The organism is Sodalis sp. RH22 (genome assembly GCF_047324165.1).
Lineage (GTDB): Bacteria > Pseudomonadota > Gammaproteobacteria > Enterobacterales > Enterobacteriaceae > Acerihabitans.
In genome coordinates this window covers 2,945,374-2,970,504 of sequence record NZ_CP178731.1, presented here as the reverse complement: position 1 = coordinate 2,970,504, position 25,131 = coordinate 2,945,374, and the positions used below count along the sequence as shown (strand labels likewise).

Sequence of the window (25,131 nt, the reverse complement as noted above, 5' to 3'; positions counted from 1 at the left end):
TTACGGAGAGTTTCCATGAAGTTTGTAGATGAGGCCGCCATCGTGGTGGTCGCGGGCGACGGCGGCAACGGTTGCGTCAGTTTCCGGCGGGAAAAATATATTCCTAACGGCGGTCCTGACGGCGGCGACGGCGGGGACGGCGGCGATGTCTATCTGCTGGCGGACCGGAACCTGAACACCCTGATCGATTATCGCTTCGAGAAATCCTTCCGCGCTGAACGCGGTCAAAACGGCCAAAGCCGGGACTGCACCGGCAAACGCGGCAAGGACATTACCATCAAAGTCCCGGTGGGCACCCGTATCCTCGACCAGGGCACCGGTGAAACCATGGCCGACATGACCCGCCATGAGCAACGCGTCATGGTGGCGAAAGGCGGTTTCCACGGCTTGGGCAACGCGCGCTTTAAATCTTCCATTAACCGCGCCCCGCGCCAGAAAACCGACGGCACCAAGGGCGAAAACCGCGAACTGCAGCTCGAACTGCTGCTGCTGGCCGATGTCGGCATGCTCGGGCTGCCCAATGCCGGCAAATCAACGTTTATCCGCGCGGTGTCCGCCGCCAAACCCAAGGTGGCCGACTATCCCTTCACCACCCTGGTGCCGAGCCTTGGCGTGGTGCGCATGGATAATGAGCAGAGCTTTGTGGTCGCCGATATCCCCGGCCTGATTGAGGGCGCGTCCGAAGGCGCCGGCCTGGGCATTCGTTTCCTGAAACACCTTGAGCGCTGCCGGGTGCTGCTGCACCTGATCGATCTCGCCCCCATCGATGAATCGGATCCCATCGAAAACGCCCGGATCATCGTCAAGGAGCTTGAGCGCTACAGTGAAAAGCTGGCCGCCAAGCCGCGCTGGCTGGTATTTAATAAGATCGACCTGCTCGACCCCGAAGAAGCGGATCGCCGGGCCAAGGCCATAGCCGCGGCGCTCGGCTGGCAGGAACAGTTTTATATTATTTCCGCCGCCAGCCAGCAGGGCGTTAAAGCGCTGTGCTGGGACGTGATGGCCTTCATTAACAGCCATCCCCACGATCTGCCGGCTGAAGAGGCCGCCGCCCCGGTCAAGGTTGAGTTTATGTGGGATGACTATCACCGCGAACAGCTGGAAAAAACCGAGATCGTCGCTGAAGAGGACGATCTGGACGATGACGATTGGGACGAAGATGATGAAGAAGGCGTGGAATTTATCTATCACCGCTGACGGTTCTGGATTTGCCGCGATCCTGCACGGGTTGCATTAATACGCGCCCGGGCGGCCTCACCGCCGCTACAACGCCCCTACCGCTGTTTGCGGGGGGCGTTTTTTTATGGACGAGGGGGGCGCCAATCAGTTGTTTTGATAGATATCTTTATATAACCGGCTTTCGAAACGTACCAGGGGAATGCGCCTGGCCTTTTGATCCTCGGGCGGCACCGCGTATCCCGAGAGATACTGCACAAAAGCCATGCGCTGGCCGCTGACGGTGGTGATAAAGCCCGCCAGGTTATAAACCCCCTGCAACGAGCCGGTTTTGGCCGAGACTTTACCGTCCACGCCCGCCTCGTGCAGCCCGGCGCGATACATCAGCGTGCCGTCATATCCCGCCAGCGGCAGCATGGAGATGAAATCCAGGGTTTGGTCATGCTGGCCGATATATTGCAGCACCTGCATCATGGTGGCCGGTGAAATCAGATCGTGGCGCGATAAGCCGGAACCGTCGACGATAATGGTATTGCCCAGATCGATGCCGGCCTGCTGGCGCAGGATTTGCCGTACCGCGTCCGAACCGGCGCGCCAGGTGCCGGGCACCTTGAAACGCTCGCGGCCGATGGTGCGAAATACCGTATCGGCAATCATGTTATCGGATTTCTTCAGCATCACCCGCAGCAAATCATGCAGGGGCGCGGAATACGTCTGCGCCAGTATCTTGCCCGGCGCGCCGGGAACGGTTTGACGCAGCAGGGTGCCCGCCACCTCGATACCCGCTTCTTTCAGCTCGCTTTTCAGGATGGCTCCCGCATAGCTTGCGCCATCCTGGATGGCAAACGCCAGCGGCAGGGGTTCGGCGCGCTGGGGCAGGCAGCCGGTCAGGGTAAAGCGGTTCAGCTCGCCCGGCACCACGTCCAGCTCGCAATATTGTGCCTCGGGGGACCCTTTCGCCAGGGTGCGTACCTGGCTGTACATCTGCACCGGGTAATACGAGGCCACGCGGATAAACGCATTATCGCCGGCCTTGGGCGCGCTGTAGAGCGAAACGGAGAAGCAGTTGCGATCGACGATGGCCGCGCCCGGCGGCGCGCTGAAGCATTGGGTCAAGTCATTCCACGGCCATCCCGGGGCTTTATCGTGGCTGGCGAAGGCGGAGGTGTCGATGAGCAGATTGCCCGAAACCTGGCGGATGCCCTGCTTGCGCAGTTCGGCGACCATATTGCGCAACTGCTGGCGCCCCAGGGTCGGATCGCCGCTAAAACGGGCGATCAGGTTGCCGCGCAGCACGCCGTTGCCGACCGTGCCGTCGCTTTCCAGGGTGGTGCTGAAACGATAGGCCGGCCCCAGTTGCAACAATGCCGCCAGCGCGGTGATCACTTTCTGGGTACTGGCCGGCAGGGCCATCTGCTGGCTGTGATAATCAATGGCCGGCGTGGGGGCGCCGATTTTTTGTGCAATCAATGCCAGGTTGGCGCCGTCGGGTAACAGTTCCGTATAATTTTCCACCGGCGCGCCGTGCGCGGACAGCATAATAACGCCGGTCAATCCTGTGAGTATTCCTACAAAACGCATAATATTGTGCAACGGCAAAGTAACGTGGTGCCATACTACGGTGCAAACAGGGTTAAAGTAAACGATGACCCATCGGGAACTCTGGGTTAAAATACGTATCAAAATGCAAACCAAGACTGACCAGGCTCGTTGCGCCAGGTGCGGTTTTTTTTGCTTTTCGCTTAGGTGGTAGCGCAAACGGCTACGCCGTGACAACATTCAGTACCGTCAGGACGGCGACTATTTTAGCAGGATGTATTCATTTAGAGGTATTGCCATGACACCAATTCCGATGACTTTGCGTGGTGCCGATAAGCTGCGGGAAGAGCTCGAGTTTTTGAAAAGCGTCCGCCGCCCGGAAATTATCAAGGCCATCGCCGAGGCTCGCGCGCACGGCGATCTGAAGGAAAACGCGGAATACCATGCCGCGCGCGATCAGCAAGGGTTCTGCGAAGGCCGTATCCAGGAAATCGAAGCGAAGCTGTCCAACGCGCAGATTATCGATGTCACCAAGATGTCGGCCGGCGGCCGGGTGATTTTTGGCGCTACGGTCACTATCCAGAACCTGGAAAACGAAGACGAGCAGACCTATCGCATCGTTGGCGACGACGAGGCCGATTTTAAACAAAATCTTATTTCCATCAATTCCCCCATGGCGCGGGGTCTGGTCGGCAAGGAAGTCGGCGATATCGCCCTGATCCGGACACCCGGCGGCGATGTGGAATATGAGATTTTGCAGATAGAATATCTTTAATACGCTGAAAAAGCGGAATGAGATGATTTGTAAAGAAAGGAAAAAGGCCGTAAGCGGCCTTTTCCTCTATCGGGGAACATGGCACCTTTTCAGCAGAAAAGGTGTATTCAGCGCGGTAAAGTGATTTTATGGTCTTTACCCGGCCGGTACAGAACCAGGACGCCGCCGATGGCCTGCACGTTAACGGCGCCGGTTTCACGCACGATGGCATCCGCGATAAGCGTTTTGGTCTCGCGTTCTTCCGCGGCAATTTTCACTTTGATAAGCTCATGATGTTCAAGAGCCTGTTCAATTTCTGCCAGCACGCCTTCGGTCAGGCCGTTATTGCCCAGCATGACGACCGGTTTTAGCGGATGAGCCAGGCTTTTCAGGTGCTGTTTTTGCTTATTATTAAGATTCATTTGTCTTTTTTGCTTACGTTGGGATTGAAAACGGTACATTCTACCGCCATCTCATGGTTATCACCAAATCGGTCGTGATTGTATCTGGCGCACGAGTGCCCGCATCCCATCACAAATGCACTCTTTCAGGATAGTTGGAAAACACGATGACCACCAAAAAGCGTTCTGGAAGCTCCAGTCGATGGCTACAGGAACACTTTAGCGATAAATATGTTCTCGAGGCACAAAAAAAAGGACTGCGTTCGCGTGCCTGGTTTAAACTTGAAGAAATACAGCAGGGCGACAAACTGTTCAAACCGGATATGGCTGTCGTGGATCTCGGCGCCGCGCCCGGCGGCTGGTCGCAGTATGTCGCCACGCAAATTGGCAAGAAAGGGCGTATCATCGCCTGTGATATTCTCCCCATGGATCCCATCGTGGGCGTCGATTTCCTGCAAGGCGACTTTCGCGACCCGCTGGTGCTGCAGGCCTTGCTTGATAGGGTAGGCGAAAGCAAAGTACAGGTGGTCATGAGCGATATGGCCCCTAATATGAGTGGCACGCCGGCCGTTGATATTCCCAAGGCCATGTATTTAGTCGAATTGGCCTTGGAGATGTGCCGGGATGTACTGGCACCTGGCGGCAGTTTTCTGGTTAAAGTCTTTCAGGGAGAAGGTTTTGATGAATACCTGCGGGAAATTCGCTCCCTATTTACGAAGGTAAAGATTCGTAAGCCAGACGCTTCGCGCGCACGATCGCGGGAAGTGTACATTGTGGCGACAGGGCGCAAATTATAGTACCCTACGCTAATTGTTAACACCGTTGTAATATGAGGTTAATCCCTTGAGTGACATGGCGAAAAACCTGATTCTCTGGTTGGTCATCGCAGTAGTGCTGATGTCTGTATTTCAGAGCTTCGGGCCCAGCGAGTCCAATAGCCGTAAGGTGGATTACTCTACCTTTATGTCTGAATTAAATCAGGATCAGATTCGGGAAGCGCGAATTAACGGACGTGAAATTAACGTTACCAAGAAAGACAGTAACCGCTATACCACGTTTATCCCGGTCAATGATCCCAAGTTGTTGGATATTCTGCTGACCCGGAACGTTAAAGTCGTCGGTGAGCCGCCGGAAGAACCAAGCCTGCTGGCCTCGATCTTTATTTCCTGGTTCCCGATGCTGTTGCTGATAGGCGTCTGGATCTTTTTTATGCGTCAAATGCAGGGCGGCGGCGGCAAGGGGGCGATGTCCTTCGGCAAGAGCAAGGCCCGGATGCTGACTGAAGATCAGATCAAAACCACCTTTGCCGACGTTGCGGGCTGCGACGAAGCAAAAGAAGAAGTCAGCGAACTGGTCGATTACCTGCGTGAACCGAGCCGCTTTCAGAAGCTGGGCGGGAAAATCCCTAAAGGCGTGCTGATGGTCGGGCCGCCCGGGACCGGTAAAACCCTGCTGGCCAAGGCCATTGCCGGTGAAGCCAAAGTTCCGTTCTTCACCATTTCCGGCTCGGATTTCGTGGAAATGTTTGTCGGCGTCGGCGCGTCGCGTGTGCGCGACATGTTTGAACAGGCAAAAAAAGCCGCGCCATGCATCATCTTTATCGATGAAATCGATGCGGTGGGGCGCCAGCGTGGCGCGGGCCTGGGCGGCGGTCATGACGAACGCGAACAGACCCTGAACCAAATGTTGGTGGAAATGGATGGCTTCGAAGGCAATGAAGGCATCATCGTTATCGCGGCGACCAACCGTCCCGACGTGCTGGACCCGGCGTTGCTGCGTCCCGGCCGTTTTGACCGCCAGGTGGTCGTCGGCCTGCCGGATGTGCGCGGCCGTGAGCAGATTCTGAAAGTCCATATGCGCCGGGTACCGTTGTCCACTGATATGGACCCGTCGGTCATTGCCCGCGGCACCCCCGGTTTCTCGGGCGCCGATTTGGCCAACCTGGTCAATGAAGCCGCGTTGTTTGCCGCCCGCGGCAGCAAACGCGTGGTCTCGATGGTGGAATTTGAAAAGGCCAAGGACAAAATCATGATGGGCGCCGAACGCCGCTCCATGGTGATGACCGAAGCGCAAAAGGAATCCACCGCCTACCACGAGGCGGGCCACGCCATTATCGGTCGCCTGGTGCCCGAGCACGATCCGGTGCATAAGGTGACGATTATTCCGCGCGGCCGCGCGCTGGGCGTGACGTTCTTCCTGCCGGAAGGCGACGCCATCAGCGCCAGCCGCCAGAAGCTGGAAAGCCAGATCTCCACGCTGTACGGCGGCCGTCTTGCCGAGGAAATCATTTACGGCGTGCAGAAGGTTTCCACCGGCGCGTCCAACGATATCAAGGTGGCAACGTCCATTGCGCGCAATATGGTGACCCAGTGGGGCTTCTCCGAAAAGCTGGGGCCGCTGCTTTACGCCGAGGAAGAAGGCGAAGTGTTCCTGGGCCGCTCGGTGGCTAAGGCCAAGCATATGTCCGATGAGACGGCGCGTATTATCGACCAGGAGGTGAAATCCCTGATTGAACGCAACTATGCCCGGGCGCGCACTCTGCTGATGGAAAATATGGATATCCTGCATTCGATGAAGGATGCCCTGATGAAATATGAAACCATCGACGCCCCGCAAATCGACGATTTAATGGGCCGTAAAGCAGTGCGTCCGCCCGCGGGCTGGGATGATTCGCCGAGCAATCACTCCTCCGACAACGGCGGCACGCCTAAAGCGCCGACGCCGGTGGATGAACCCAACACCCCGACTGGCAACACCATGTCGGAGCAGTTCGGCAACAACTAAGCGCCTAAACAAAGCGTGGTGCCCGTACTCTCCTCCAACAGCCCCGGCTCAGCAGCCGGGGCTTTTTTATGCCTGGCCGGCCGGCGCGCGTCCCTGGTCGTGTTGTGCTCCTGCCGGTGTCCTATTGCGCATCGCAATGCTAAGATATGCCCGCGGCCGTATTCCGGCCTCTTCCCATTACGTTTTTAACGACGATGACGCCAGGACGCTGATTCGCACCACGTATTGCTCAAAGGAGAAAATCGTATGCAACTTCAGCTTGGCCAGCGCGTACTCGATCTGGGTTCCCCGCAGGTGATGGGGATCCTGAACGTCACGCCGGACTCCTTTTCCGACGGCGGCAAGTATCGCCGGCTTGACGCGGCGCTGGCCCATGCGCAGGCCATGGTTGCGGCCGGCGCGACGCTGATTGATATCGGCGGGGAATCCACCCGGCCCGGCGCCGCCCCGGTAAGCGACCAGGAAGAGGCTGACCGCGTGCTGCCGGTCGTCAGCGCGCTGGCGCAGCGGCTGGATGTGGCAATCTCGGTGGATACCTCGCGCGCGCTGGTGATGCGCGAGAGCGCGGCGGCGGGCGCCCATTTGATAAACGATATCCGCGCCCTGCGCGATCCCGGCGCCCTGGAGGCGGCCCGCGACAGCGGACTGCCGGTTTGCCTGATGCACATGCAGGGTGAACCGCGATCCATGCAGCAGGCGCCGCATTATGACGATGTCCTGACGGAGGTAGATCGCTTTTTCGCCGGGCGTATCGCCGACTGCGTGGCGGCGGGAATCCCGAAAAACAAGCTATTGCTCGATCCGGGTTTCGGTTTCGGCAAGGATTTGGCGCATAATTACCGCCTTCTGGCCCGAGTGGGGGATTACCATCATTTCGGCCTGCCGCTCCTGGTGGGGATGTCGCGCAAATCCATGATAGGCCAACTTACCCAGGCGCCCGCGGAACAACGCGTTATCGGCAGCGTGGCCTGCGCGGTGATTGCCGCCATGCAGGGCGCGCAGATAATTCGCGTCCACGATGTCAAGGCAACCGTCGAGGCGATGCAAATCGTCACCGCGACTCTTTTAGCGAAGGAATCACTATTTGTATGAGTAACCATAAATACTTTGGCACCGACGGTATTCGCGGCAAGGTCGGCGAAAGCCCCATTACCCCTGATTTTGTGCTGAAGCTGGGATGGGCGGCGGGCAAGGTACTGGCGCGACATGGTTCGCGTAAAATCATTATCGGCAAGGACACGCGCATTTCGGGATATATGCTGGAGTCGGCGCTGGAGGCGGGGCTGGCCGCGGCGGGATTGTCCGCCGCCTTTACCGGGCCGATGCCCACCCCGGCCATTGCCTACCTGACCCGTACCTTCCGGGCGGAAGCGGGCATTGTCATTTCCGCCTCCCATAATCCCTATTACGACAACGGCATCAAATTTTTCTCCATCGACGGCACCAAGCTGCCGGATGCGGTGGAGGAGGCCATCGAAGCCGAGCTGGAAAAAAACCTGACCTGTGTGGAAAGCGCCGAGCTGGGCAAGGCAAGCCGCATTGTCGACGCGGCGGGCCGCTATATCGAGTTCTGCAAAGGCACGTTTCCCAGCAACAGCAGCCTGAAGGGATTAAAAATCGTGGTGGATTGCGCCAACGGCGCCACTTACCACATCGCCCCCAGCGTGCTGCGCGAACTGGGGGCGCAGGTGGTGGCCATAGGCTGCCAGCCGGACGGCATGAATATCAACCAGGAGTGCGGCGCCACCGACGTGCGCCTGTTGCAGCGGCGCGTGCTGGAAGACAAGGCCGATCTTGGCATTGCTTATGACGGCGACGGCGATCGGGTGATTATGATCGACCACCTGGGCAACAAGGTGGACGGGGATCAGATCCTCTATATCATCGCCCGGGAAAAACTGCGCCAGGGCCAGCTCAGCGGCGGCGTGGTGGGTACGCTGATGAGCAATATGGGGCTGGAACTGGCGCTTAGGCAGTTGGGTATCCCGTTTGTGCGCGCCAAGGTAGGCGACCGTTACGTGCTGGAGAAAATGCAGGAGAAGGGCTGGCGCATCGGCGCGGAAAATTCCGGCCACGTGATCCTGCTGGATAAGACCACCACCGGCGACGGCATTATCGCCGGATTGCAGGTTCTCTCCGCCATGGTGGGCAATCATATGACCCTGCACGATCTGTGCAGCGGCATGCGTCTGCTGCCGCAAATCCTGGTGAATGTGCGCTTTGCCGGCATCGGCGATCCGCTGGAATCGGCGGCGGTAAAACAGGCGCAGGCGGACGTCGAGATAGCCCTGGCGGGGCGGGGCCGGGTGCTGCTGCGTAAATCCGGTACCGAACCCCTGATCCGGGTTATGGTGGAGGGGGAGGACGCGGAACAGGTTAACCGCTTGGCGCATCTTATTGCCGATGCGGTAAAAGCGGCGGATTAAGCGGCATGGCGCGCGGGCAAGCGCGCTTCCCGCTGCGCGGATGACGTTTTTTTCCGCAATCAGCGCGTTAGCCGCAATTTGCCCTTGCACGACTTAACGGCTTTAGTTAGTATTCACACCCGCTCCAGTCGGAGATTGTGACAACCGGATTGGGGCCATAGCCTAACGCGCGGTTTAACCCGCAAGGATACTGAAAAGATTATGTACGAAGCTCTGTTAGTCATATTCCTGTTGATAGCTGTCGGGCTGGTTGCGCTGATTATGCTGCAACAAGGTAAAGGTGCTGATATGGGGGCCTCTTTCGGCGCAGGCGCTTCCGCGACCCTGTTCGGTTCGAGCGGTTCCGGTAACTTCATGACCCGTGTGACGGCCGTGCTGGCAACGCTGTTTTTTATCCTCAGTCTGGTGTTGGGCAACCTTAGCGGCAGCCACAGCCAGAAAGGCAGCGAGTGGGATAATTTGAACCAGGCTCCGCAAGCGCAAAAGGCACCGTCCGAAGCGCCGGCGAAACCGAATAACGATATCCCGCAGTAATAGGTACCGTTTTATCTGAAGCGACGGGCGAAAAGAAAGACGCCGGAGTGAGCAAATGCTGGTATGCCCAAGTGCGGGTGTCCAGGGATGTCGGTGTGCAGAAATGCCGGTATCTCACAATAGCGTCACGGCGTTAAGTAATACCTGAAAATAACCGGTAACCAGCCGGATAAAAAGATAACTGGTTGCGCAATGCAGCGGATGTGAAAAAATCAGTGCCGAGGTGGTGGAATTGGTAGACACGCTACCTTGAGGTGGTAGTGCCCGATTGGGCTTACGGGTTCAAGTCCCGTCCTCGGTACCAAGTTTAAATAGAAGACGTCGCTGGACGTCTTTTTGCTTTTTAAGCACCGTCAAACCGGCGGGCAAACAGGCTTACCCTTCTTCAATTCGATGTTACCCTAATCTTCCCCTCCCTGAATGACACCCCTCTTTCCCGTGCCGGCATTCATTTGACCATAAGCGATTTATACAATTATACGCCCATGCGATATGAGAAATTAGCAGCGAAATAATTTTACATGGCCGGCTTTGGGCCGGGATGGCGGATCGCGCCAAGAGTATTGTCGCCAAAATGCATCCGAGCATTTAATGAAAAAGTGGGGGAGTAAAATGACAACAGTATCCTTTACGCCAGGGCAACAGCCCCCGGAATACAGGGGTTGGCAGGAGCGGTTAACGCGCACTGAGCAAGATAAAATCGACGCCGCCGCCGCCGGGCAGGCGCTAAAAAACATGGGTTCCGCATTTGTCGGTAAACTCTCCGGGGCAAAGAATTCACTGCTGACGCTGCGCTCCGGTATTAAACAAACATCCTGGGCGGTTGGACATGGCATGGCGCGTCTGTTGGATAAACTCGCCATCGCCGGCAAGAGGATAGCCGCCGCCGCGCGCCGCTCTTCCCATGCAAGCGCTAGGGATATGCTCACCAAGCCGGTCTATAGGACCGTGCGGCCTGACCATGTTATCGGCCCCTTGCTGAATGACGGCGATTCACTGGCAGTCAATGGTAAAGAAATCAGGGACTATTTAATCAATAACCCCGGCAGTCCCCTTTTTGCCTCCGGCAATATCAAGATTACCGGACACACCATTAGCTTCATACAGCCGGAGACTATCCCGGGTACCGCGATGACCATTACCGGGCTGACCCTGGATAGCCGGGATAGCCACAGCGGCGAGGTACTCGGCGCGCTAAGGGAGGTTTTGCAGGATCCCAAAGCAATCTTCGGCAGCCTGGCTGAGTTATGCGCAATAATGACCGTGAACGACAAGCTCAACGTCGTGAAGATGCGCACCGCGCAGCTTATCGCTGACCAGTTGAACCAACCGTCGGTGAGGAAGGCATTGGTAACGCCGAAGTACGAATCGGCGATCAATAGCCTGGTGGCATATGACCCCAGAACGGATACCTATAAGCCCTGGTTTACCCCTGCGGCGCTTCACCGGAACGTCACGCCGCCCGGCGAACCGGCATCTGCGGCGCGCGCGCCTGAAAAGCCGGTGGTCCCGCCGCGTCCGCCATGGCTTAGCAACGCCAGGTCAGTAGCGGTTCCAAACCGGACGGCGGGTACTGAGTCCACCATTGCCGGGGGCGTTAATAACGGCGCCGTTAATGCGCCGGTTGGGCGCGCGGGACCAACGGTCCACGATGCCGGCAAGAGCGTGGCAGAGCTGCGCAAGCTATTTGATAAGCCATGACTCTCGCGGTATTGCCTGTGATGGTTGGCCGGGAAAAGCATAGCCGCGCGCGCTGTGCTTTTCCCCCGCGGGTCGACGCTCTCTTCCCATCACCGGATGTCGGCGCGCGCTGAAAGAAGGCTTGCCCGACCGCCGGTGTTATGAAATACTCTGCCTCCCCAATCGCTAACGTCAGCCGCGTGCGGTTTCTACCAGGCGTTGCAGTATCGGTGGTTTGCCGGCGTCATTTTCCGCTAGGAAAAAAACGCTATGGCCCTTAAAAGGCCGTAAATACATGAGATTGGCGGGATCTTTTGCTCAACGTTACCGTTTGTTATGTAATGATAACTTGCTTTTTTATGGTTATCGGCGTAATATTTGCAACGTTTTCAGACGCGGGGTGGAGCAGCCTGGTAGCTCGTCGGGCTCATAACCCGAAGGTCGTCGGTTCAAATCCGGCCCCCGCAACCACTTTCCCTTAGAGTTCTTTTTCAAATATACTGCCCAGTACGTTATACTGTTTGATATCGCAGCGGCGTTTGAAAAAAGATTCTATGGAATGTTGTAAAGCCGCTTTGCGGCTTACAGGGTCCCAGTCGCAAAAAGCCCCGAATTTTCGGGGTTTTTTGTTATTAAACTATAGAAATACTGGGCTTTTTAGCCCTTTTTTTATGTCTTGGGGGTGGGCTTGTCCACATTAGAACAAAAATTGACTGAGATGATCGCCGCACCGGTGGAAGCCTTGGGCTATGAGCTGGTAGGCATAGAATTCATCCGGGGCCGGCAGTCAACGTTACGCATCTATATTGATAGTGACAAGGGTATCACCGTCGATGATTGTGCTGATGTCAGCCGCCAGGTCAGCGCGGTGCTCGACGTCGAGGATCCGATCCAAGTGGCCTACAGCCTCGAGGTGTCTTCTCCGGGCCTCGATCGTCCGTTATTCGCCGCCGCGCATTATACGCAGTTCATCGGTGAAGAAGTCAGCGTGGTTTTGCGCATTGCGGTGCAAAACCGTCGCAAATGGCAGGGAATCATTAAAACGGTTGACGGCGAAATGATCACGGTGACGGTGGAAGGAAAAGATGAAGTGTTCGCTTTAAGCAACATCCAGAAAGCGAACCTGGTACCCCACTTTTAACGTTTTAATGAGGCAACTAGGATGAATAAAGAAATTCTGGCTGTTGTTGAAGCAGTTTCCAATGAGAAAGCGGTTCCGCGCGAAAAAATTTTTGAAGCGCTGGAAACTGCACTGGCTACGGCAACAAAGAAAAAATACGAGCAAGAGATTGAGGTTCGTGTCAATATCGATCGGAAAACCGGCGATTTCGAAACCTTTCGCCGTTGGGTCATCGTGAATGAAGTCACGCAGCCGACGCGCGAAATCACCTTTGACGCGGCGCAGTTTGAAGATCCGGCGGCCGTATTAGGCGGTTACGTCGAGGACGAAATTGAATCCGTGGTATTTGACCGCATCACGACCCAAACCGCTAAACAGGTTATCGTCCAGAAAGTGCGTGAAGCCGAACGCGCCATGGTCGTGGATCAGTTCCGCCAGCATGAAGGCGAAATCGTCACCGGCGTAGTGAAAAAAGTCAATCGCGACAATATCAGCCTCGATTTGGGCAGCAACGCCGAAGCGGTGATTGGCCGTGAAGACATGCTGCCGCGCGAGAACTTCCGCCCCGGGGATCGTATCCGCGGTGTTCTTTATTCAGTACGTCCGGAAGCACGCGGCGCCCAGCTGTTTGTGAGCCGTTCCCGCCCAGAAATGCTGATAGAATTATTCCGTATCGAAGTACCGGAAATCGGCGAAGAGGTCATTGAGATCAAGGCCGCCGCCCGCGATCCGGGTTCACGGGCTAAAATCGCCGTGAAAACCAACGACAAGCGTATCGATCCGGTCGGCGCCTGTGTCGGTATGCGCGGCGCGCGCGTACAGGCGGTGTCCAGCGAATTGGGCGGCGAACGTATCGATATCATCCTCTGGGATGATAATCCGGCGCAGTTTGTCATCAACGCCATGGCCCCGGCCGACGTGGCCTCCATCGTGGTCGATGAAGACAAGCACCAGATGGATATCGCGGTGGAATCCGGCAACCTGGCCCAGGCCATCGGCCGTAACGGGCAGAACGTCCGCCTGGCCTCGCAGCTAAGCGGCTGGGAGCTGAACGTGATGACCGTCGAGGATCTGCAGGAGAAACATCAGGCCGAAGCCCATGCCGCCATCGATATCTTCACCAAGTATCTGGACATTGATGAAGAATTCGCCACGGTACTGGTTGAAGAAGGCTTTTCCTCATTGGAGGAACTCGCGTATGTCCCAATGAAGGAACTGCTGGAAATCGAAGGGCTTGATGAAGAAATGGTAGAAGCGTTGCGTGAGCGGGCGAAAAACGCCCTGACCACGCTCGCCCTGGCGCAGGAAGAGAATCGCGGCGGGGGCAAGCCGGCTGAAGACCTGTTAAGTCTACCGGAGCTTGAGCGCGAAATGGCGTTCAAGCTGGCGGAGCGCGGTGTTTGTACGCTGGAAGATCTTGCCGAACAGGGTGTCGATGACCTGTCAGATATTGAAGGGCTGAGTAGTGAAAAAGCCGGTGAGCTGATTATGGCCGCGCGCAATATCTGTTGGTTTGGCGACAACGCGTAATAAACTGTAGCAGGAAAGGAACAGCATGACAGATGTAACCGTAAAATCGCTCGCCGCAGAAATTCAGACTCCGGTCGATCGCCTGGTACAGCAGTTTGCTGATGCTGGTATCGACAAGACCGAAGCCGATTCTGTGACCCAGCATGAAAAACAAACGTTATTAGCGCACCTGAACCGTGAGCGGGGCAGCGCGCCGAATAAACTCACTTTACAGCGTAAAACCCGCAGTACCTTGAATATTCCGAGTACAGGCGGTAAAAGTAAATCGGTGCAAATAGAAGTCCGCAAGAAACGCACGTACGTGCAACGCGATCCCCAGTCCGCCGAACAGGCGGAAGCGGAAGAGCTGGCTAAACGTGAAGCGGAAGAACTGGCCCTTCGTGAGGCTGAAGAGCGTGCTGCGCATGAAGCCGCTGAAAAAGCCAAGCATGAAGCCGAAGAAAAAGCAAAACGTGCGGCCGACGATAAAGCCAAACGTGAGGCCGCTGATACAGCGAAGCGTGTGGCAGCGGAAAGTGAAAAATTGACCAACCAGCAGACCAATAATATGACTAAGTCACCACAGGCGGTCGAAAAAGCCCGCCGTGAAGCCGAGGCCGCTGAGCTTAGACGTAAAGCGGAAGAGGAAACGCGTCGCAAGGTTGAAGAAAGTGCACGCCTCGCTGTCGAAGAAGCCAAGCGGATGGCGGAAGAAAACGGCGGCACCTGGGTTGCCACGCCGGAACCGACGGAAGAAGATGCCAGTGACTATCACGTCACCACCTCTCATCACGCCCGCGAGGCGGAAGATGAAAACGACCGTAAGGTCGAAGGTGAGCGTCGCGCCCGCACGCGCGGCGGCAAGGCGACCAAACAGAAAAAGACCAGCCGTCTGTCCGAATCCAAGGCCGACCGTGAAGAAGCGCGCGCCGTGGGCCGTAAAGGCAAGCGCAAGCCAAGCACGCTGCAGCAGAGCTTTAATAAGCCCGCCCAGATCGTTAACCGCGATGTGGTGATTGGCGAAACCGTCACCGTTGCCGAACTGGCCAATAAAATGGCGGTGAAAGGTTCCCAGGTTATCAAGGCGATGATGAAACTCGGCGCTATGGCGACCATCAACCAGGTTATCGATCAGGAAACCGCGCAGCTGGTGGCCGAGGAAATGGGCCATAAAGTTATCCTGCGCCGCGAGAATGAACTCGAAGAAATGGTGATGAGCGACCGCGATATCGACGCGGCGGCCGAACCCCGCGCGCCGGTGGTGACCATTATGGGTCACGTCGACCATGGTAAGACCTCGTTGCTCGACTATATCCGCTCCACGAAAGTGGCGGCAGGCGAAGCCGGCGGCATCACCCAGCATATCGGCGCCTACCATGTGGAAACCGAGAATGGCATGATCACTTTCCTGGATACCCCCGGACATGCGGCGTTTACCGCCATGCGTGCGCGCGGCGCCCAGGCGACGGATATCGTGGTGCTGGTCGTGGCCGCTGACGACGGCGTGATGCCGCAGACCATCGAGGCCATTCAGCACGCCAAGGCGGCGAAGGTGCCGGTCGTGGTGGCGGTGAATAAAATCGACAAACCCGAAGCCGATCCGGATCGGGTGAAGAACGAGTTAACCCAGTACGGCGTGATCCCGGAAGAATGGGGCGGCGAAAGCCAGTTCGTCAATGTGTCGGCGAAATCCGGCGTCGGTATCGACGAACTGCTTGACGCTATCCTGCTGCAGGCCGAAGTGCTGGAGCTTAAAGCCATCCGCAACGGCATGGCCAGCGGCGCGGTGATTGAATCCTTCCTGGATAAGGGCCGCGGCCCGGTTGCGACCGTACTGGTGCGCGAAGGCACGCTCAATAAAGGCGATATCGTCCTGTGCGGCTTTGAGTACGGCCGTGTGCGCGCGATGCGCGACGAGTTGGGACGTGAAGTCTCCTCGGCCGGCCCCTCCATCCCGGTAGAGATCCTCGGCCTGTCCGGCGTGCCCGCCGCGGGTGATGAAGCCACGGTGGTGCGTGACGAGAAGAAAGCGCGGGAAGTGGCCTTATACCGTCAGGGCAAATTCCGCGAAGTCAAACTGGCGCGCCAGCAGAAGTCCAAGCTGGAGAATATGTTCGCCAATATGACCGAAGGCGAAGTCTCCGAGCTGAATATCGTGCTGAAAGCCGACGTTCAGGGCTCCACCGAAGCGATTTGCGATGCTCTCGAAGCCTTGTCCACCGCTGAGGTTAAGGTCAAGATTGTCGGCTCCGGCGTCGGCGGCATCACCGAAACCGATGCCACCCTGGCCGCGGCGTCCAACGCCATCATCCTGGGCTTCAACGTTCGTGCCGATGCCTCCGCCCGCCGGGTGGTTGAAGCGGAAAGCCTGGACCTGCGCTACTACTCGGTTATCTATGACCTGATTGATGAAGTCAAACAGGCCATGAGCGGTATGCTGGCCCCGGAATATCGCCAGGAAATCATCGGTCTGGCCGAAGTGCGCGATGTGTTCCGCTCGCCGAAGTTCGGCGCCATCGCCGGTTGTATGGTGACGGAAGGCGTGGTGAAGCGTCACAACCGTATCCGCGTGCTGCGCGACAACGTCGTGATCTACGAAGGCGAGCTGGAATCCCTGCGCCGCTTCAAGGATGACGTCAACGAAGTGCGCAACGGCATGGAATGTGGTATCGGCGTGAAGAACTACAACGATGTCCGTCCGGGTGATGTGATTGAAGTCTTCGAAACCATCGAGATTCAACGCACCATCGAGTAAACCGCCGCGAACATTTATTGATGCAAGGGGGCTTATGCCCCCTGTTTTGTCTGGAGAAATTATAATGGCAAAAGAATATAGCCGAACCCAGCGCGTCGCCCAGGAAATGCAAAAAGAAATTGCCATCATCCTGCAGCGCGAAATCAAAGATCCCCGCGTCGGCATGGCCACCGTCTCCGGCGTGGAAGTGTCGCGCGACCTGGCCTACGCCAAGGTGTTCGTGACCTTCCTTAATGATAACGAACCACAGCAGATAAAAATCGGCATCACCGCGCTGCAGGACGCCTCAGGGTTTATCCGCAGCCTGCTGGGCAAGGCCATGCGCCTGCGCGTCGTGCCGGAACTGACCTTCTCCTACGATAACTCGCTGGTAGAAGGCATGCGCATGTCCAACCTGGTCAGCCAGGTGGTGCAAAAAGATCGCGCCCGCCGCAGCGAAGCCGAACCCGACGAGGGCGGCGAGGGCAAGGAAGACTGATGGGCCGCCCAAGTCGTCGCGGCCGCGATATTGACGGCATCGTATTGCTGGACAAGGGGATGGGCCTCTCCTCCAACGATTTGCTGCAAAAAGTTAAGCGGCTGTTCCACGCCAATAAAGCCGGGCACACCGGCGCGCTGGATCCGCTCGCCACCGGTATGCTGCCCATTTGCCTGGGGGAAGCGACTAAATTCTCCCAGCATCTGCTTGATGCGGACAAGCGCTACCGGGTGGTGGCCCGGCTGGGCCAGCGCACCGATACCTCCGATGCCGAGGGCATTATCATCAGCGAGCGTCCGGTGGCAATCGATCAGGTCCGGCTGGAGCAGGCCCTGGCGCGCTTTCGCGGCGAAACGCCGCAAACGCCCTCAATGTATTCGGCGCTGAAATACCAGGGCAAACCGCTGTATGAATATGCGCGCCAGGGAATAGATGTACCCCGTCCCACGCGTTTGATTACCCTGTATGCGCTGGAGTTGATCCGCTGGGATCAGGATAGCGTCGAGCTGGAAATCCATTGCTCGAAAGGCACCTATATCCGCACGATCGTCGACGATCTGGGCGAAATGCTGGGCTGCGGCGCCCATGTGATTGTCCTGCGCCGCCTGGCGGTGGCGCGTTATCCCGCGGAGCGCATGGTCACGCTGGAACAGTTGCAGGCGCTGGCCGCCGCCGATCCGCTGGCGCCGGCCACCCTCGCCGCGCTTGACAGCCTGCTGCTGCCGATGGACAGCGCGGTGGATGATATGCCCGAGCTCAATTTGCCGCCGGCCGCCGCCGGCCTGGTCAGAATGGGCCAAACGGTCGCCACGGCCGATGCGGCGCGGACGGGTATGGTCCGGTTGACCGAAGGGGTGGAACGGCGCTTTTTCGGCGTGGGGGAAATCACCGAAACCGGCCTGGTCGCCCCCCGGCGGCTGGTGGCCGAACCGCGCGTTTGATTGAGTGCGCGCCTTGCGATCGGGGTGCGCTAAGAGTAGAATAGCGCGGCTTATGAATGGGGTTGCTGAATTAGAGATCGGCGCCTGTGTATTTCACAATAAATCTGGAGTGTTATAATGTCTCTAAGTGTTGAAGCGAAAGCTAAAATTGTTACTGATTTCGGCCGTGATGCCAACGATAGCGGTTCCACCGAAGTACAGGTTGCTCTTTTGACCGCTCAAATCAGCCATTTGCAAGGCCATTTTGCGGAACATAAAAAAGATCACCACAGCCGTCGTGGCCTGCTGCGTATGGTTTCACAGCGTCGTAAGCTGCTTGACTACCTGAAAGGTAAAGATGTCGCACGTTACACCGGCCTGATCGAGCGCCTGGGCCTGCGTCGCTAAGCCAGACAGTTTCGGTAGAAAGGGGCCTTATGTGGCCCCTTTCTTCTAGGGAGCAATAACCTTTCCCGGTAATGCGTTGTTGCTTAAGTAGATTCTTCAATTGCTGACATACGCGCGGCTAATGAGAGACTTTATCCGCAGGGTAAGGATTGTCATTAGTCGCGAGGATGCGATAAGAAGATGGGTTAGTCATCGGTGAGTTTTTCTGATTATGCTCACCCTGAAAAAGGATATCATTTTGCTAAATCCGATCGTGCGCAAGTTTCAATACGGCCAACATACCGTCACCCTCGAAACCGGTATGATGGCTCGCCAGGCGACCGCCGCCGTGATGGTCAGCATGGACGACACCGCGGTATTCGTTACCGTGGTCGGGGCCAAGCAGGCCAAGCCGGGACAGAGTTTTTTCCCGCTGACCGTGAACTACCAGGAAAGAACGTATGCCGCCGGGCGTTTCCCGGGTGGCTTCTTCCGTCGCGAAGGCCGTCCCAGCGAAGGCGAAACCCTGATTTCCCGTCTGATTGACCGTCCGATTCGCCCGCTGTTCCCGGAAGGCTTCCTCAATGAAATCCAGGTGATTGCCACCGTGGTATCGGTCAATCCCCAGGTAAGCCCGGATATCGTGGCGATGATTGGCGCTTCCGCCGCCCTCAGTCTGTCCGGCATTCCGTTCAGCGGCCCGATCGGCGCGGCGCGTGTCGGTTATATCGATAGCCAGTACGTCCTGAACCCGACCATGGCCGAACTGGCCGTAAGCCGTCTGGACCTGGTGGTCGCCGGCACCGCGAACGCCGTGCTGATGGTTGAGTCCGAAGCGCAGCTGCTAAGCGAAGACGAAATGCTGGGCGCGGTGGTGTTCGGCCACGAACAACAGCAGATTGTCATCGACAATATCAATGCCCTGGTTGCCGAAGCCGGCAAACCGAAATGGGAATGGCATGCCCCGGAAGTCAACGCCGCGCTGCAAAGCCGCGTTGCCGCACTGGCTGAAGGCCGCCTGGGCGATGCTTACCATATTACGGAAAAACTTGAGCGCTACGCCCAGGTCAACGCCATCAAGGCCGATGTGGTTGCCGCGCTGCAGGCCGAGGACGACACCCTCGACGAAGGCGACATCAAGGAACTGCTGGGCAGCCTGGAAAAAACCGTGGTCCGTAGCCGCGTATTGCGTGGCGAACCGCGTATCGACGGTCGCGAAAAAGACATGATCCGCGGCCTGGATATCCGTACCGGCGTACTGCCGCGCACCCATGGCTCCGCCCTGTTTACCCGCGGCGAAACCCAGGCGCTGGTGACCGCCACCCTCGGCACCGAACGCGACGCCCAGAACATTGATGAGCTGACCGGCGAGCGTACCGACCGTTTCCTGCTACACTATAACTTTCCTCCGTACTGCGTTGGCGAAACCGGTATGGTCGGCTCGCCGAAACGTCGCGAAATCGGCCATGGCCGCCTGGCGAAACGCGGTGTGCTGGCGGTAATGCCTAAAGCGAGTGAATTCCCGTATACCGTGCGTGTGGTATCGGAAATTACGGAATCCAACGGTTCTTCGTCCATGGCCTCCGTTTGCGGCGCGTCATTGGCCTTGATGGACGCAGGGGTGCCTATCAAGGCGGCCGTTGCCGGCATCGCGATGGGCCTGGTGAAGGAAGGCGACAATTTTGTGGTCCTGTCCGATATCCTGGGCGACGAAGATCATCTTGGCGACATGGATTTCAAGGTGGCCGGCAGCCGTGAAGGCGTGACCGCGCTGCAAATGGATATTAAGATTGAAGGCATCACCCGCGAAATCATGCAGGTGGCGTTAAACCAGGCCAAAGGCGCCCGGTTGCATATCCTGGGCGTGATGGAACAGGCTATCAGCCTTCCGCGCGGCGATATCTCCCAGTTCGCGCCGCGTATCCATACCATTAAAATCAGTCCCGACAAGATCAAGGACGTGATTGGTAAAGGCGGCTCGGTTATCCGCGCGCTGACCGAAGAAACCGGCACCACCATCGAAATCGAAGATGACGGTACGGTGAAGGTGGCGGCGACCGATGGTGAAAAAGCCCGTCATGCCATTCGTCGTATCGAAGAGATTACCGCTGAAATCGAAGTGGGCCGCATCTATAATGGTAAAGTGACCCGTATCGTTGATTTTGGCGCGTTTGTGGCCATCGGCGGCGGCAAGGAAGGTCTGGTGCATATCTCGCAAATCGCCGACAAGCGCGTGGAGAAAGTGTCCGACTTCCTGCAGATGGGTCAGGAAGTCCCGGTTAAGGTCCTGGAAGTCGATCGCCAGGGGCGTGTGCGCCTGAGCATCAAGGAAGCGACCGCGCCCGGGCAGGATCAGGTTGTGCCGGAAGTAGAATAATCAGCACGGAATTAGAGTAGAATAACTGTTAGCGCATTTTACAGCTCCTTACCGGGTAGGGAGCTGTTCGTATCACAAGGGCGGGACGCCTTGTGTTAAGCCGATGGGGGACAGGACGTTCATCCAATGTTTTTCTTCGGGAGTGGGAAATGAGGCCTTACTTGCGCTGGTGGTTCGTTGCGATGGCGTTTATGCTGGCAGGATGCAGCAACATTGATTGGCGTAAAGATGACGTTTTAGCTGTGCCATTACAGCCGACGTTACAACAGGAAGTCATCCTGGCACGCATGGAACAAATCCTGGCGAGCCGGGCACTAACCGATGATGAACGAGCACAGCTATTATATGAGCGCGGAGTGCTGTATGATAGTCTCGGGTTGAGAGCGCTGGCGCGAAATGATTTTTCACAAGCGTTGGCTATCCGGCCTGATATGCCTGAGGTTTTTAACTATCTCGGCATTTATTTGACGCAGGCAGGCAATTTTGATGCTGCCTATGAAGCGTTTGATTCTGTACTAGAGCTTGATCCAACTTACAACTACGCGTATTTAAACCGTGGCATTGCCTTGTATTATGGAGGCCGCTACCGTTTGGCGCAGGATGATCTGCAGGCGTTTTATCGCGACGACCCAAATGATCCTTTCCGTTCGCTGTGGCTTTATCTGGTTGAGAAACAAATCGATACCAACAAAGCCAAAGATGCGCTGACTCAGCGCTATAAAAAAGCGAACAGGGGGCAATGGGGATGGAATATTGTCGAGTTCTACCTGGGGGACATCAGTGAAACTACGCTGATGGAGCGCCTTAAGGCGGACGCAACGGATAACACTTCGCTCGCCGAGCATCTCAGTGAAACTGACTTCTATTTAGGTAAGCATTACCTAAGTCTGGGGGACAAGAACTCCGCTTCGGCGCTGTTCAAACTGACGGTCGCTAACAACGTACATAACTTTGTTGAGCACCGCTATGCATTGTTGGAATTGGCGCTCTTAGGCCAAGGGCAAGACGACCTATCAGAATCGGACCAGCAATAGCTGACGAACTAAACTATTCAGCCCATTACCTTTTTTATCATCTGCAAGGGTGAGGGCTTGTTTGTTCGTTTTAAATCCAATTTGAGCCGGTTCACACTTTTGATGAAAATGAATGAATGTTTTCACGACGAGGTATGTAGACTGGCCGCCATGATGAAATGAGGCACGTGTACATGTCTGAAGTTGAAACCAAAGCAGAAATTAATTTTGCCGATCTGGGGCTTTCCACCCCCATCCTGAACGCCCTGACCGACCTGGGTTATGAAAAACCATCGCCGATCCAGTTAGAATGTATTCCGCAGCTGCTCGCGGGACGCGACGTCTTGGGTATGGCGCAAACCGGGAGCGGCAAGACCGCCGCGTTTGCCCTGCCTTTATTACACAATATCAATGCCGAACTGGCTGTACCGCAGGTGCTGGTGCTGGCGCCGACCCGTGAGCTGGCTGTGCAGGTCGCGGAAGCGATTTCCGATTTTGCCAAGCACATGAAAGGCATTAACGTGGTGGCGCTGTACGGCGGCCAGCGTTATGACGTGCAGCTGCGCGCCCTGCGCCAGGGTCCGCAGGTGGTGGTGGGCACGCCCGGTCGTTTGCTCGACCATTTGAAACGCGGCACCCTCGACCTGTCCAAATTAAGCGGACTGGTGCTGGACGAAGCCGATGAAATGCTGCGCATGGGCTTTATCGAAGACGTCGAAACCATTATGGCGCAGATCCCGGCCAAGCATCAGACCGCCTTGTTCTCGGCCACCATGCCGGAAGCGATTCGCCGCATTACCCGTCGTTTTATGAACGACCCGCAGGAAGTGCGCATTCAATCAAGCGTCACCACCCGTCCGGACATCAGCCAGAGCTACTGGACGGTGCAGGGCATGCGTAAGAATGAAGCGCTGGTCCGTTTCCTGGAAGCGGAAGACTTTGACGCCGCCATCATCTTCGTGCGCACCAAAAATGCCACGCTGGAAGTGGCGGAAGCGCTGGAGCACAGCGGCTACAACAGCGCGGCGCTGAACGGCGATATGAACCAGGCGTTGCGTGAGCAAACGCTGGACCGCCTGAAGGACGGCCGCCTCGATATCCTGATTGCCACCGATGTAGCTGCGCGCGGCCTGGATGTTGATCGCATCAGCCTGGTCGTGAACTACGATATCCCGATGGATTCTGAGTCCTACGTTCACCGTATCGGCCGTACCGGCCGTGCGGGCCGCGCCGGCCGTGCGTTGCTGTTTGTTGAAAACCGCGAACGCCGCCTGCTGCGTAATATCGAACGCATCATGAAGCTGACCATTCCGGAAGTGGAAATCCCGACCGGTGACGTCCTGAGCCAGCGTCGCCTGGCTAAATTCGCCGCCAAGGTCCAGGCCCAGTTGGAAAGCAGCGATTTGGATATGTACCGCGCGCTGCTGGCTAAATTACAGCCGGCGGAAGAGCTGGATATGGAAACGCTGGCCGCCGCGTTGCTGAAAATGGCCCAGGGCGAACGCCCGCTGATCCTGCCGCCTGATCCGGTCATTAATCGTCGTCCGCGCAGCGAGTTCCGCGATCGTGACGAACGTCGCCCTGAAGGCGCCGATCGCGGTGGCGAACGTCCGGCCCGCCGTGAACGTCGCGACGTTGGCGAAATGGATCTGTACCGCATTGAAGTGGGCCGTGATGACGGCGTTGAAGTACGTCATATCGTGGGCGCCATTGCCAACGAAGGCGATATCAGCAGCCGCTATATCGGCAATATCAAGCTGTTTGCTTCCCACTCCACCATTGAGCTGCCGAAAGGCATGCCGGGCGATATGCTGTCGCATTTCACCCGTACGCGCATCCTGAATAAACCGATGAACATGCAGTTTGTCGGCGAAGCAGTGGCCGCGCCGCGCGGTGAACGCCGTGGCGGCGGTGCCGGTGCCGGTGCGCCGCGTGGCGCCTTTGGCGGCGAACGTCGTGAAGGCGGCAACGGTGCTCCCGCCGGTCGTCGCAGCTTCAGCGGCAGCCGTGAAGGCGGCGCGCCGGCGGAACGTCGTTTCAGCGGCAGCCGTGACGGCCAGCGCGGGCCGCGTCGCGAAGGCGATGCCGCCGCCGCGCCGACCACGCGTCGCCGTGATGCATAATCGCTGAATGATAAAAAAACCCGCTGCGGCGGGTTTTTTTATGGCGGAAGGCAACCCGGCTCGGGGGACAGGGTCAGGTGGGATTTAACAAGCGATTACGCCGTCAGTGCCGACCGCGCCGCCATCGCCAGCTCAAACGAACGCAGCCGGGCCTGGTGATCAAAAATCTGGCCGTTGATCATCAGCTCATCCGCGCCGGTTTTATCGATAATCGCCTGCAGCCCGGCGCGCACCTGATCGCGATCGCCCACCACCGACATGCGCAGCGCCTGTTCCACGCCATATTGCTCGCCTTGCGACCATAACGCGTCGAGGTCCTGCACCGGCGCCGGCAGCGGGCCGGGCCGGCCGCGGCGCAGGTTAATGAACTGCTGCTGCATGGAGGTAAACAGGAAACGCGCGTCGCGTTCGCTGTCGGCGGCCACCACATTGATGCACACCATGGCGTAAGGCTGTTCGAGGGAGGCGGACGGTTTGAAATTCCGGCGGTAGAGATCCAATGCCTGCCACAACAGGTCCGGCGCGAAATGCGAGGCGAAGGCAAACGGCAGCCCCAATGCCGCCGCCAGCTGGGCGCTGTACAGACTGGAGCCCAGCAGCCAGATTGGCACATGCAATCCCTGTCCCGGCACGGCCTGCACCGGCTGGCCCGGCTTCGCGTCGTCGAAATAGCCCAACAGCTCCTGCACGTCGCGCGGGAAATTATCCACCTCGCCGGCCAAATGGCGGCGCAGGGCAATCATGGTACGCTGATCGGTGCCCGGGGCGCGTCCCAGGCCCAGATCGATACGTTTGGGGTAAAGGGTTGCCAGCGTGCCGAACTGTTCGGCAATCACCAACGGCGAATGGTTCGGCAGCATTACGCCGCCGGAGCCTATCCGCAGCGTCGTGGTGCCGCCGGCGATATAGCCCAGCAGCACCGCGGTGGCGGCACTGGCGATACCGGTCATATTGTGGTGCTCGGCCGCCCAGTAACGATGATAGCCCCAGGCTTCGGCGTGGCGGGCGAGATCAAGCGAGCATTCAAACGCCTGCCGGGGCGTGGAGCCCTGGGGTACCGGCGCCAGGTCGAGCAGCGAAAAAGCGATAGGTTGTTGTTTAATCATAAGTAAACTCACAGTCAGTCGTCGCCCATAGCTTTGCGGGCTAATGATA

21 protein-coding genes and 2 tRNA genes are annotated in these 25,131 nt (G+C 57.5%); 19 read left to right on the top strand and 4 right to left on the bottom strand.

The window, feature by feature from the left end; translation table 11 throughout:
• The first annotated feature begins 15 nt into the window (after window positions 1-15).
• Window positions 16-1,197 (top strand): Obg family GTPase CgtA, encoded by a 1,182-nt coding sequence (gene cgtA, locus ACL2XN_RS13575; protein ID WP_410016521.1) that lies wholly within the window; start codon window positions 16-18, stop codon window positions 1,195-1,197.
• Window positions 1,198-1,323: 126 nt separating this feature from the next.
• Here cgtA and dacB read toward each other — a convergent pair whose 3' ends face one another.
• Window positions 1,324-2,757, bottom strand: a complete 1,434-nt coding sequence (dacB, locus tag ACL2XN_RS13570; protein WP_413728890.1) for a serine-type D-Ala-D-Ala carboxypeptidase — start codon at window positions 2,755-2,757, stop codon at window positions 1,324-1,326.
• A 256-nt stretch (window positions 2,758-3,013) separates the two neighbouring features.
• Here dacB and greA point away from each other — a divergent pair, with 256 nt between their 5' ends.
• Window positions 3,014-3,490 carry a transcription elongation factor GreA gene (greA, locus tag ACL2XN_RS13565; protein WP_410016519.1) on the top strand — a complete coding sequence of 159 codons (477 nt, stop codon included), beginning with the start codon at window positions 3,014-3,016 and terminating at the stop codon, window positions 3,488-3,490.
• Between the two features lie 107 nt (window positions 3,491-3,597).
• Here the strand turns inward: greA and yhbY are convergent, their stop codons facing one another.
• The gene (gene yhbY, locus ACL2XN_RS13560; protein ID WP_162364080.1) at window positions 3,598-3,891 is read right to left on the bottom strand and encodes a ribosome assembly RNA-binding protein YhbY; all 294 of its coding nucleotides are present in this window, start codon (window positions 3,889-3,891) and stop codon (window positions 3,598-3,600) included.
• A gap of 146 nt (window positions 3,892-4,037) precedes the next feature.
• On the opposite strand from yhbY, the gene rlmE reads away from it, so the two are divergent.
• The 5 genes from rlmE to secG all read left to right on the top strand — a co-directional run bounded on the left by rlmE (window position 4,038) and on the right by secG (window position 9,614).
• On the top strand, window positions 4,038-4,667 hold the full coding sequence (gene rlmE, locus ACL2XN_RS13555) for a 23S rRNA (uridine(2552)-2'-O)-methyltransferase RlmE (RefSeq protein ID WP_413722091.1): 630 nt from the start codon (window positions 4,038-4,040) through the stop codon (window positions 4,665-4,667).
• A gap of 55 nt (window positions 4,668-4,722) precedes the next feature.
• Window positions 4,723-6,654 (top strand): ATP-dependent zinc metalloprotease FtsH, encoded by a 1,932-nt coding sequence (gene ftsH / locus ACL2XN_RS13550; protein WP_410016518.1) that lies wholly within the window; start codon window positions 4,723-4,725, stop codon window positions 6,652-6,654.
• Between the two features lie 246 nt (window positions 6,655-6,900).
• Window positions 6,901-7,746: a dihydropteroate synthase gene (gene folP, locus ACL2XN_RS13545; protein ID WP_413728889.1), complete on the top strand. Its 846-nt coding sequence runs from the start codon at window positions 6,901-6,903 to the stop codon at window positions 7,744-7,746.
• The gene (glmM, locus tag ACL2XN_RS13540) at window positions 7,743-9,080 is read left to right on the top strand and encodes a phosphoglucosamine mutase (protein WP_410016516.1); all 1,338 of its coding nucleotides are present in this window, start codon (window positions 7,743-7,745) and stop codon (window positions 9,078-9,080) included. Before folP ends, glmM begins: the two co-directional genes overlap by 4 nt.
• A 201-nt stretch (window positions 9,081-9,281) precedes the next feature.
• Window positions 9,282-9,614 carry a preprotein translocase subunit SecG gene (secG, locus tag ACL2XN_RS13535; RefSeq protein WP_410016515.1) on the top strand — a complete coding sequence of 111 codons (333 nt, stop codon included), beginning with the start codon at window positions 9,282-9,284 and terminating at the stop codon, window positions 9,612-9,614.
• A 114-nt stretch (window positions 9,615-9,728) separates the two neighbouring features.
• On the opposite strand, the gene ACL2XN_RS13530 is transcribed toward secG, so the two are convergent.
• Window positions 9,729-9,857, bottom strand: coding sequence for a hypothetical protein (locus tag ACL2XN_RS13530; protein WP_410016514.1), 129 nt, complete (start codon window positions 9,855-9,857; stop codon window positions 9,729-9,731).
• On the opposite strand from ACL2XN_RS13530, the gene ACL2XN_RS13525 reads away from it, so the two are divergent.
• The 12 genes from ACL2XN_RS13525 to ACL2XN_RS13470 all read left to right on the top strand — a co-directional run bounded on the left by ACL2XN_RS13525 (window position 9,832) and on the right by ACL2XN_RS13470 (window position 23,976).
• Window positions 9,832-9,918 (top strand) — tRNA-Leu (locus tag ACL2XN_RS13525). The genes ACL2XN_RS13530 and ACL2XN_RS13525 overlap by 26 nt on opposite strands.
• A gap of 308 nt (window positions 9,919-10,226) precedes the next feature.
• On the top strand, window positions 10,227-11,315 hold the full coding sequence (locus ACL2XN_RS13520) for a hypothetical protein (protein WP_413728888.1): 1,089 nt from the start codon (window positions 10,227-10,229) through the stop codon (window positions 11,313-11,315).
• Between the two features lie 373 nt (window positions 11,316-11,688).
• Window positions 11,689-11,765: transfer RNA gene (locus tag ACL2XN_RS13515), tRNA-Met, on the top strand.
• Between the two features lie 217 nt (window positions 11,766-11,982).
• Window positions 11,983-12,435 (top strand): ribosome maturation factor RimP, encoded by a 453-nt coding sequence (gene rimP / locus ACL2XN_RS13510; protein ID WP_410016512.1) that lies wholly within the window; start codon window positions 11,983-11,985, stop codon window positions 12,433-12,435.
• A gap of 21 nt (window positions 12,436-12,456) precedes the next feature.
• Window positions 12,457-13,944 carry a transcription termination factor NusA gene (gene nusA, locus ACL2XN_RS13505; RefSeq protein WP_410016511.1) on the top strand — a complete coding sequence of 496 codons (1,488 nt, stop codon included), beginning with the start codon at window positions 12,457-12,459 and terminating at the stop codon, window positions 13,942-13,944.
• A gap of 25 nt (window positions 13,945-13,969) precedes the next feature.
• On the top strand, window positions 13,970-16,678 hold the full coding sequence (infB, locus tag ACL2XN_RS13500) for a translation initiation factor IF-2 (protein WP_410016510.1): 2,709 nt from the start codon (window positions 13,970-13,972) through the stop codon (window positions 16,676-16,678).
• Window positions 16,679-16,742: 64 nt separating this feature from the next.
• Window positions 16,743-17,156: a 30S ribosome-binding factor RbfA gene (gene rbfA / locus ACL2XN_RS13495; protein WP_410016509.1), complete on the top strand. Its 414-nt coding sequence runs from the start codon at window positions 16,743-16,745 to the stop codon at window positions 17,154-17,156.
• Entirely contained in the window at window positions 17,156-18,097 is a 942-nt protein-coding gene (truB, locus tag ACL2XN_RS13490; RefSeq protein WP_413728887.1) for a tRNA pseudouridine(55) synthase TruB, read from the top strand. The genes rbfA and truB overlap by 1 nt, the downstream gene beginning before the upstream one ends.
• 117 nt (window positions 18,098-18,214) lie before the next feature.
• On the top strand, window positions 18,215-18,484 hold the full coding sequence (gene rpsO, locus ACL2XN_RS13485; protein ID WP_331123068.1) for a 30S ribosomal protein S15: 270 nt from the start codon (window positions 18,215-18,217) through the stop codon (window positions 18,482-18,484).
• Window positions 18,485-18,722: 238 nt separating this feature from the next.
• A complete protein-coding gene (gene pnp / locus ACL2XN_RS13480; protein WP_410016507.1) occupies window positions 18,723-20,840 on the top strand; it encodes a polyribonucleotide nucleotidyltransferase in 2,118 nt (705 codons plus the stop codon).
• A 149-nt stretch (window positions 20,841-20,989) separates the two neighbouring features.
• Window positions 20,990-21,874 carry a lipoprotein NlpI gene (nlpI, locus tag ACL2XN_RS13475; protein WP_410016506.1) on the top strand — a complete coding sequence of 295 codons (885 nt, stop codon included), beginning with the start codon at window positions 20,990-20,992 and terminating at the stop codon, window positions 21,872-21,874.
• Window positions 21,875-22,047: 173 nt separating this feature from the next.
• Window positions 22,048-23,976 carry a DEAD/DEAH family ATP-dependent RNA helicase gene (locus tag ACL2XN_RS13470; protein ID WP_413722095.1) on the top strand — a complete coding sequence of 643 codons (1,929 nt, stop codon included), beginning with the start codon at window positions 22,048-22,050 and terminating at the stop codon, window positions 23,974-23,976.
• A 95-nt stretch (window positions 23,977-24,071) separates the two neighbouring features.
• Here the strand turns inward: ACL2XN_RS13470 and ACL2XN_RS13465 are convergent, their stop codons facing one another.
• Window positions 24,072-25,082, bottom strand: coding sequence for a luciferase-like monooxygenase (locus ACL2XN_RS13465; RefSeq protein WP_410016504.1), 1,011 nt, complete (start codon window positions 25,080-25,082; stop codon window positions 24,072-24,074).
• Window positions 25,083-25,131: the final 49 nt, after the last annotated feature.

Excerpts from the sequence above, each read along its gene's own strand:
- rbfA (WP_410016509.1), top strand. The coding sequence starts at position 16,743 with ATGGCAAAAGAATATAGCCGAACCCAGCGCGTCGCCCAGGAAATGCAA.
- infB (WP_410016510.1), top strand. The coding sequence starts at position 13,970 with ATGACAGATGTAACCGTAAAATCGCTCGCCGCAGAAATTCAGACTCCG.
- ftsH (WP_410016518.1), top strand. The coding sequence starts at position 4,723 with ATGGCGAAAAACCTGATTCTCTGGTTGGTCATCGCAGTAGTGCTGATG.
- cgtA (WP_410016521.1), top strand. The coding sequence starts at position 16 with ATGAAGTTTGTAGATGAGGCCGCCATCGTGGTGGTCGCGGGCGACGGC.
- rpsO (WP_331123068.1), top strand. The coding sequence starts at position 18,215 with ATGTCTCTAAGTGTTGAAGCGAAAGCTAAAATTGTTACTGATTTCGGC.
- dacB (WP_413728890.1), bottom strand. The coding sequence starts at position 2,757 with ATGCGTTTTGTAGGAATACTCACAGGATTGACCGGCGTTATTATGCTG.
- ACL2XN_RS13520 (WP_413728888.1), top strand. The coding sequence starts at position 10,227 with ATGACAACAGTATCCTTTACGCCAGGGCAACAGCCCCCGGAATACAGG.
- secG (WP_410016515.1), top strand. The coding sequence starts at position 9,282 with ATGTACGAAGCTCTGTTAGTCATATTCCTGTTGATAGCTGTCGGGCTG.
- glmM (WP_410016516.1), top strand. The coding sequence starts at position 7,743 with ATGAGTAACCATAAATACTTTGGCACCGACGGTATTCGCGGCAAGGTC.
- rlmE (WP_413722091.1), top strand. The coding sequence starts at position 4,038 with ATGACCACCAAAAAGCGTTCTGGAAGCTCCAGTCGATGGCTACAGGAA.
- ACL2XN_RS13465 (WP_410016504.1), bottom strand. The coding sequence starts at position 25,082 with ATGATTAAACAACAACCTATCGCTTTTTCGCTGCTCGACCTGGCGCCG.
- yhbY (WP_162364080.1), bottom strand. The coding sequence starts at position 3,891 with ATGAATCTTAATAATAAGCAAAAACAGCACCTGAAAAGCCTGGCTCAT.
- ACL2XN_RS13470 (WP_413722095.1), top strand. The coding sequence starts at position 22,048 with ATGTCTGAAGTTGAAACCAAAGCAGAAATTAATTTTGCCGATCTGGGG.
- nlpI (WP_410016506.1), top strand. The coding sequence starts at position 20,990 with ATGAGGCCTTACTTGCGCTGGTGGTTCGTTGCGATGGCGTTTATGCTG.
- greA (WP_410016519.1), top strand. The coding sequence starts at position 3,014 with ATGACACCAATTCCGATGACTTTGCGTGGTGCCGATAAGCTGCGGGAA.
- nusA (WP_410016511.1), top strand. The coding sequence starts at position 12,457 with ATGAATAAAGAAATTCTGGCTGTTGTTGAAGCAGTTTCCAATGAGAAA.
- folP (WP_413728889.1), top strand. The coding sequence starts at position 6,901 with ATGCAACTTCAGCTTGGCCAGCGCGTACTCGATCTGGGTTCCCCGCAG.
- truB (WP_413728887.1), top strand. The coding sequence starts at position 17,156 with ATGGGCCGCCCAAGTCGTCGCGGCCGCGATATTGACGGCATCGTATTG.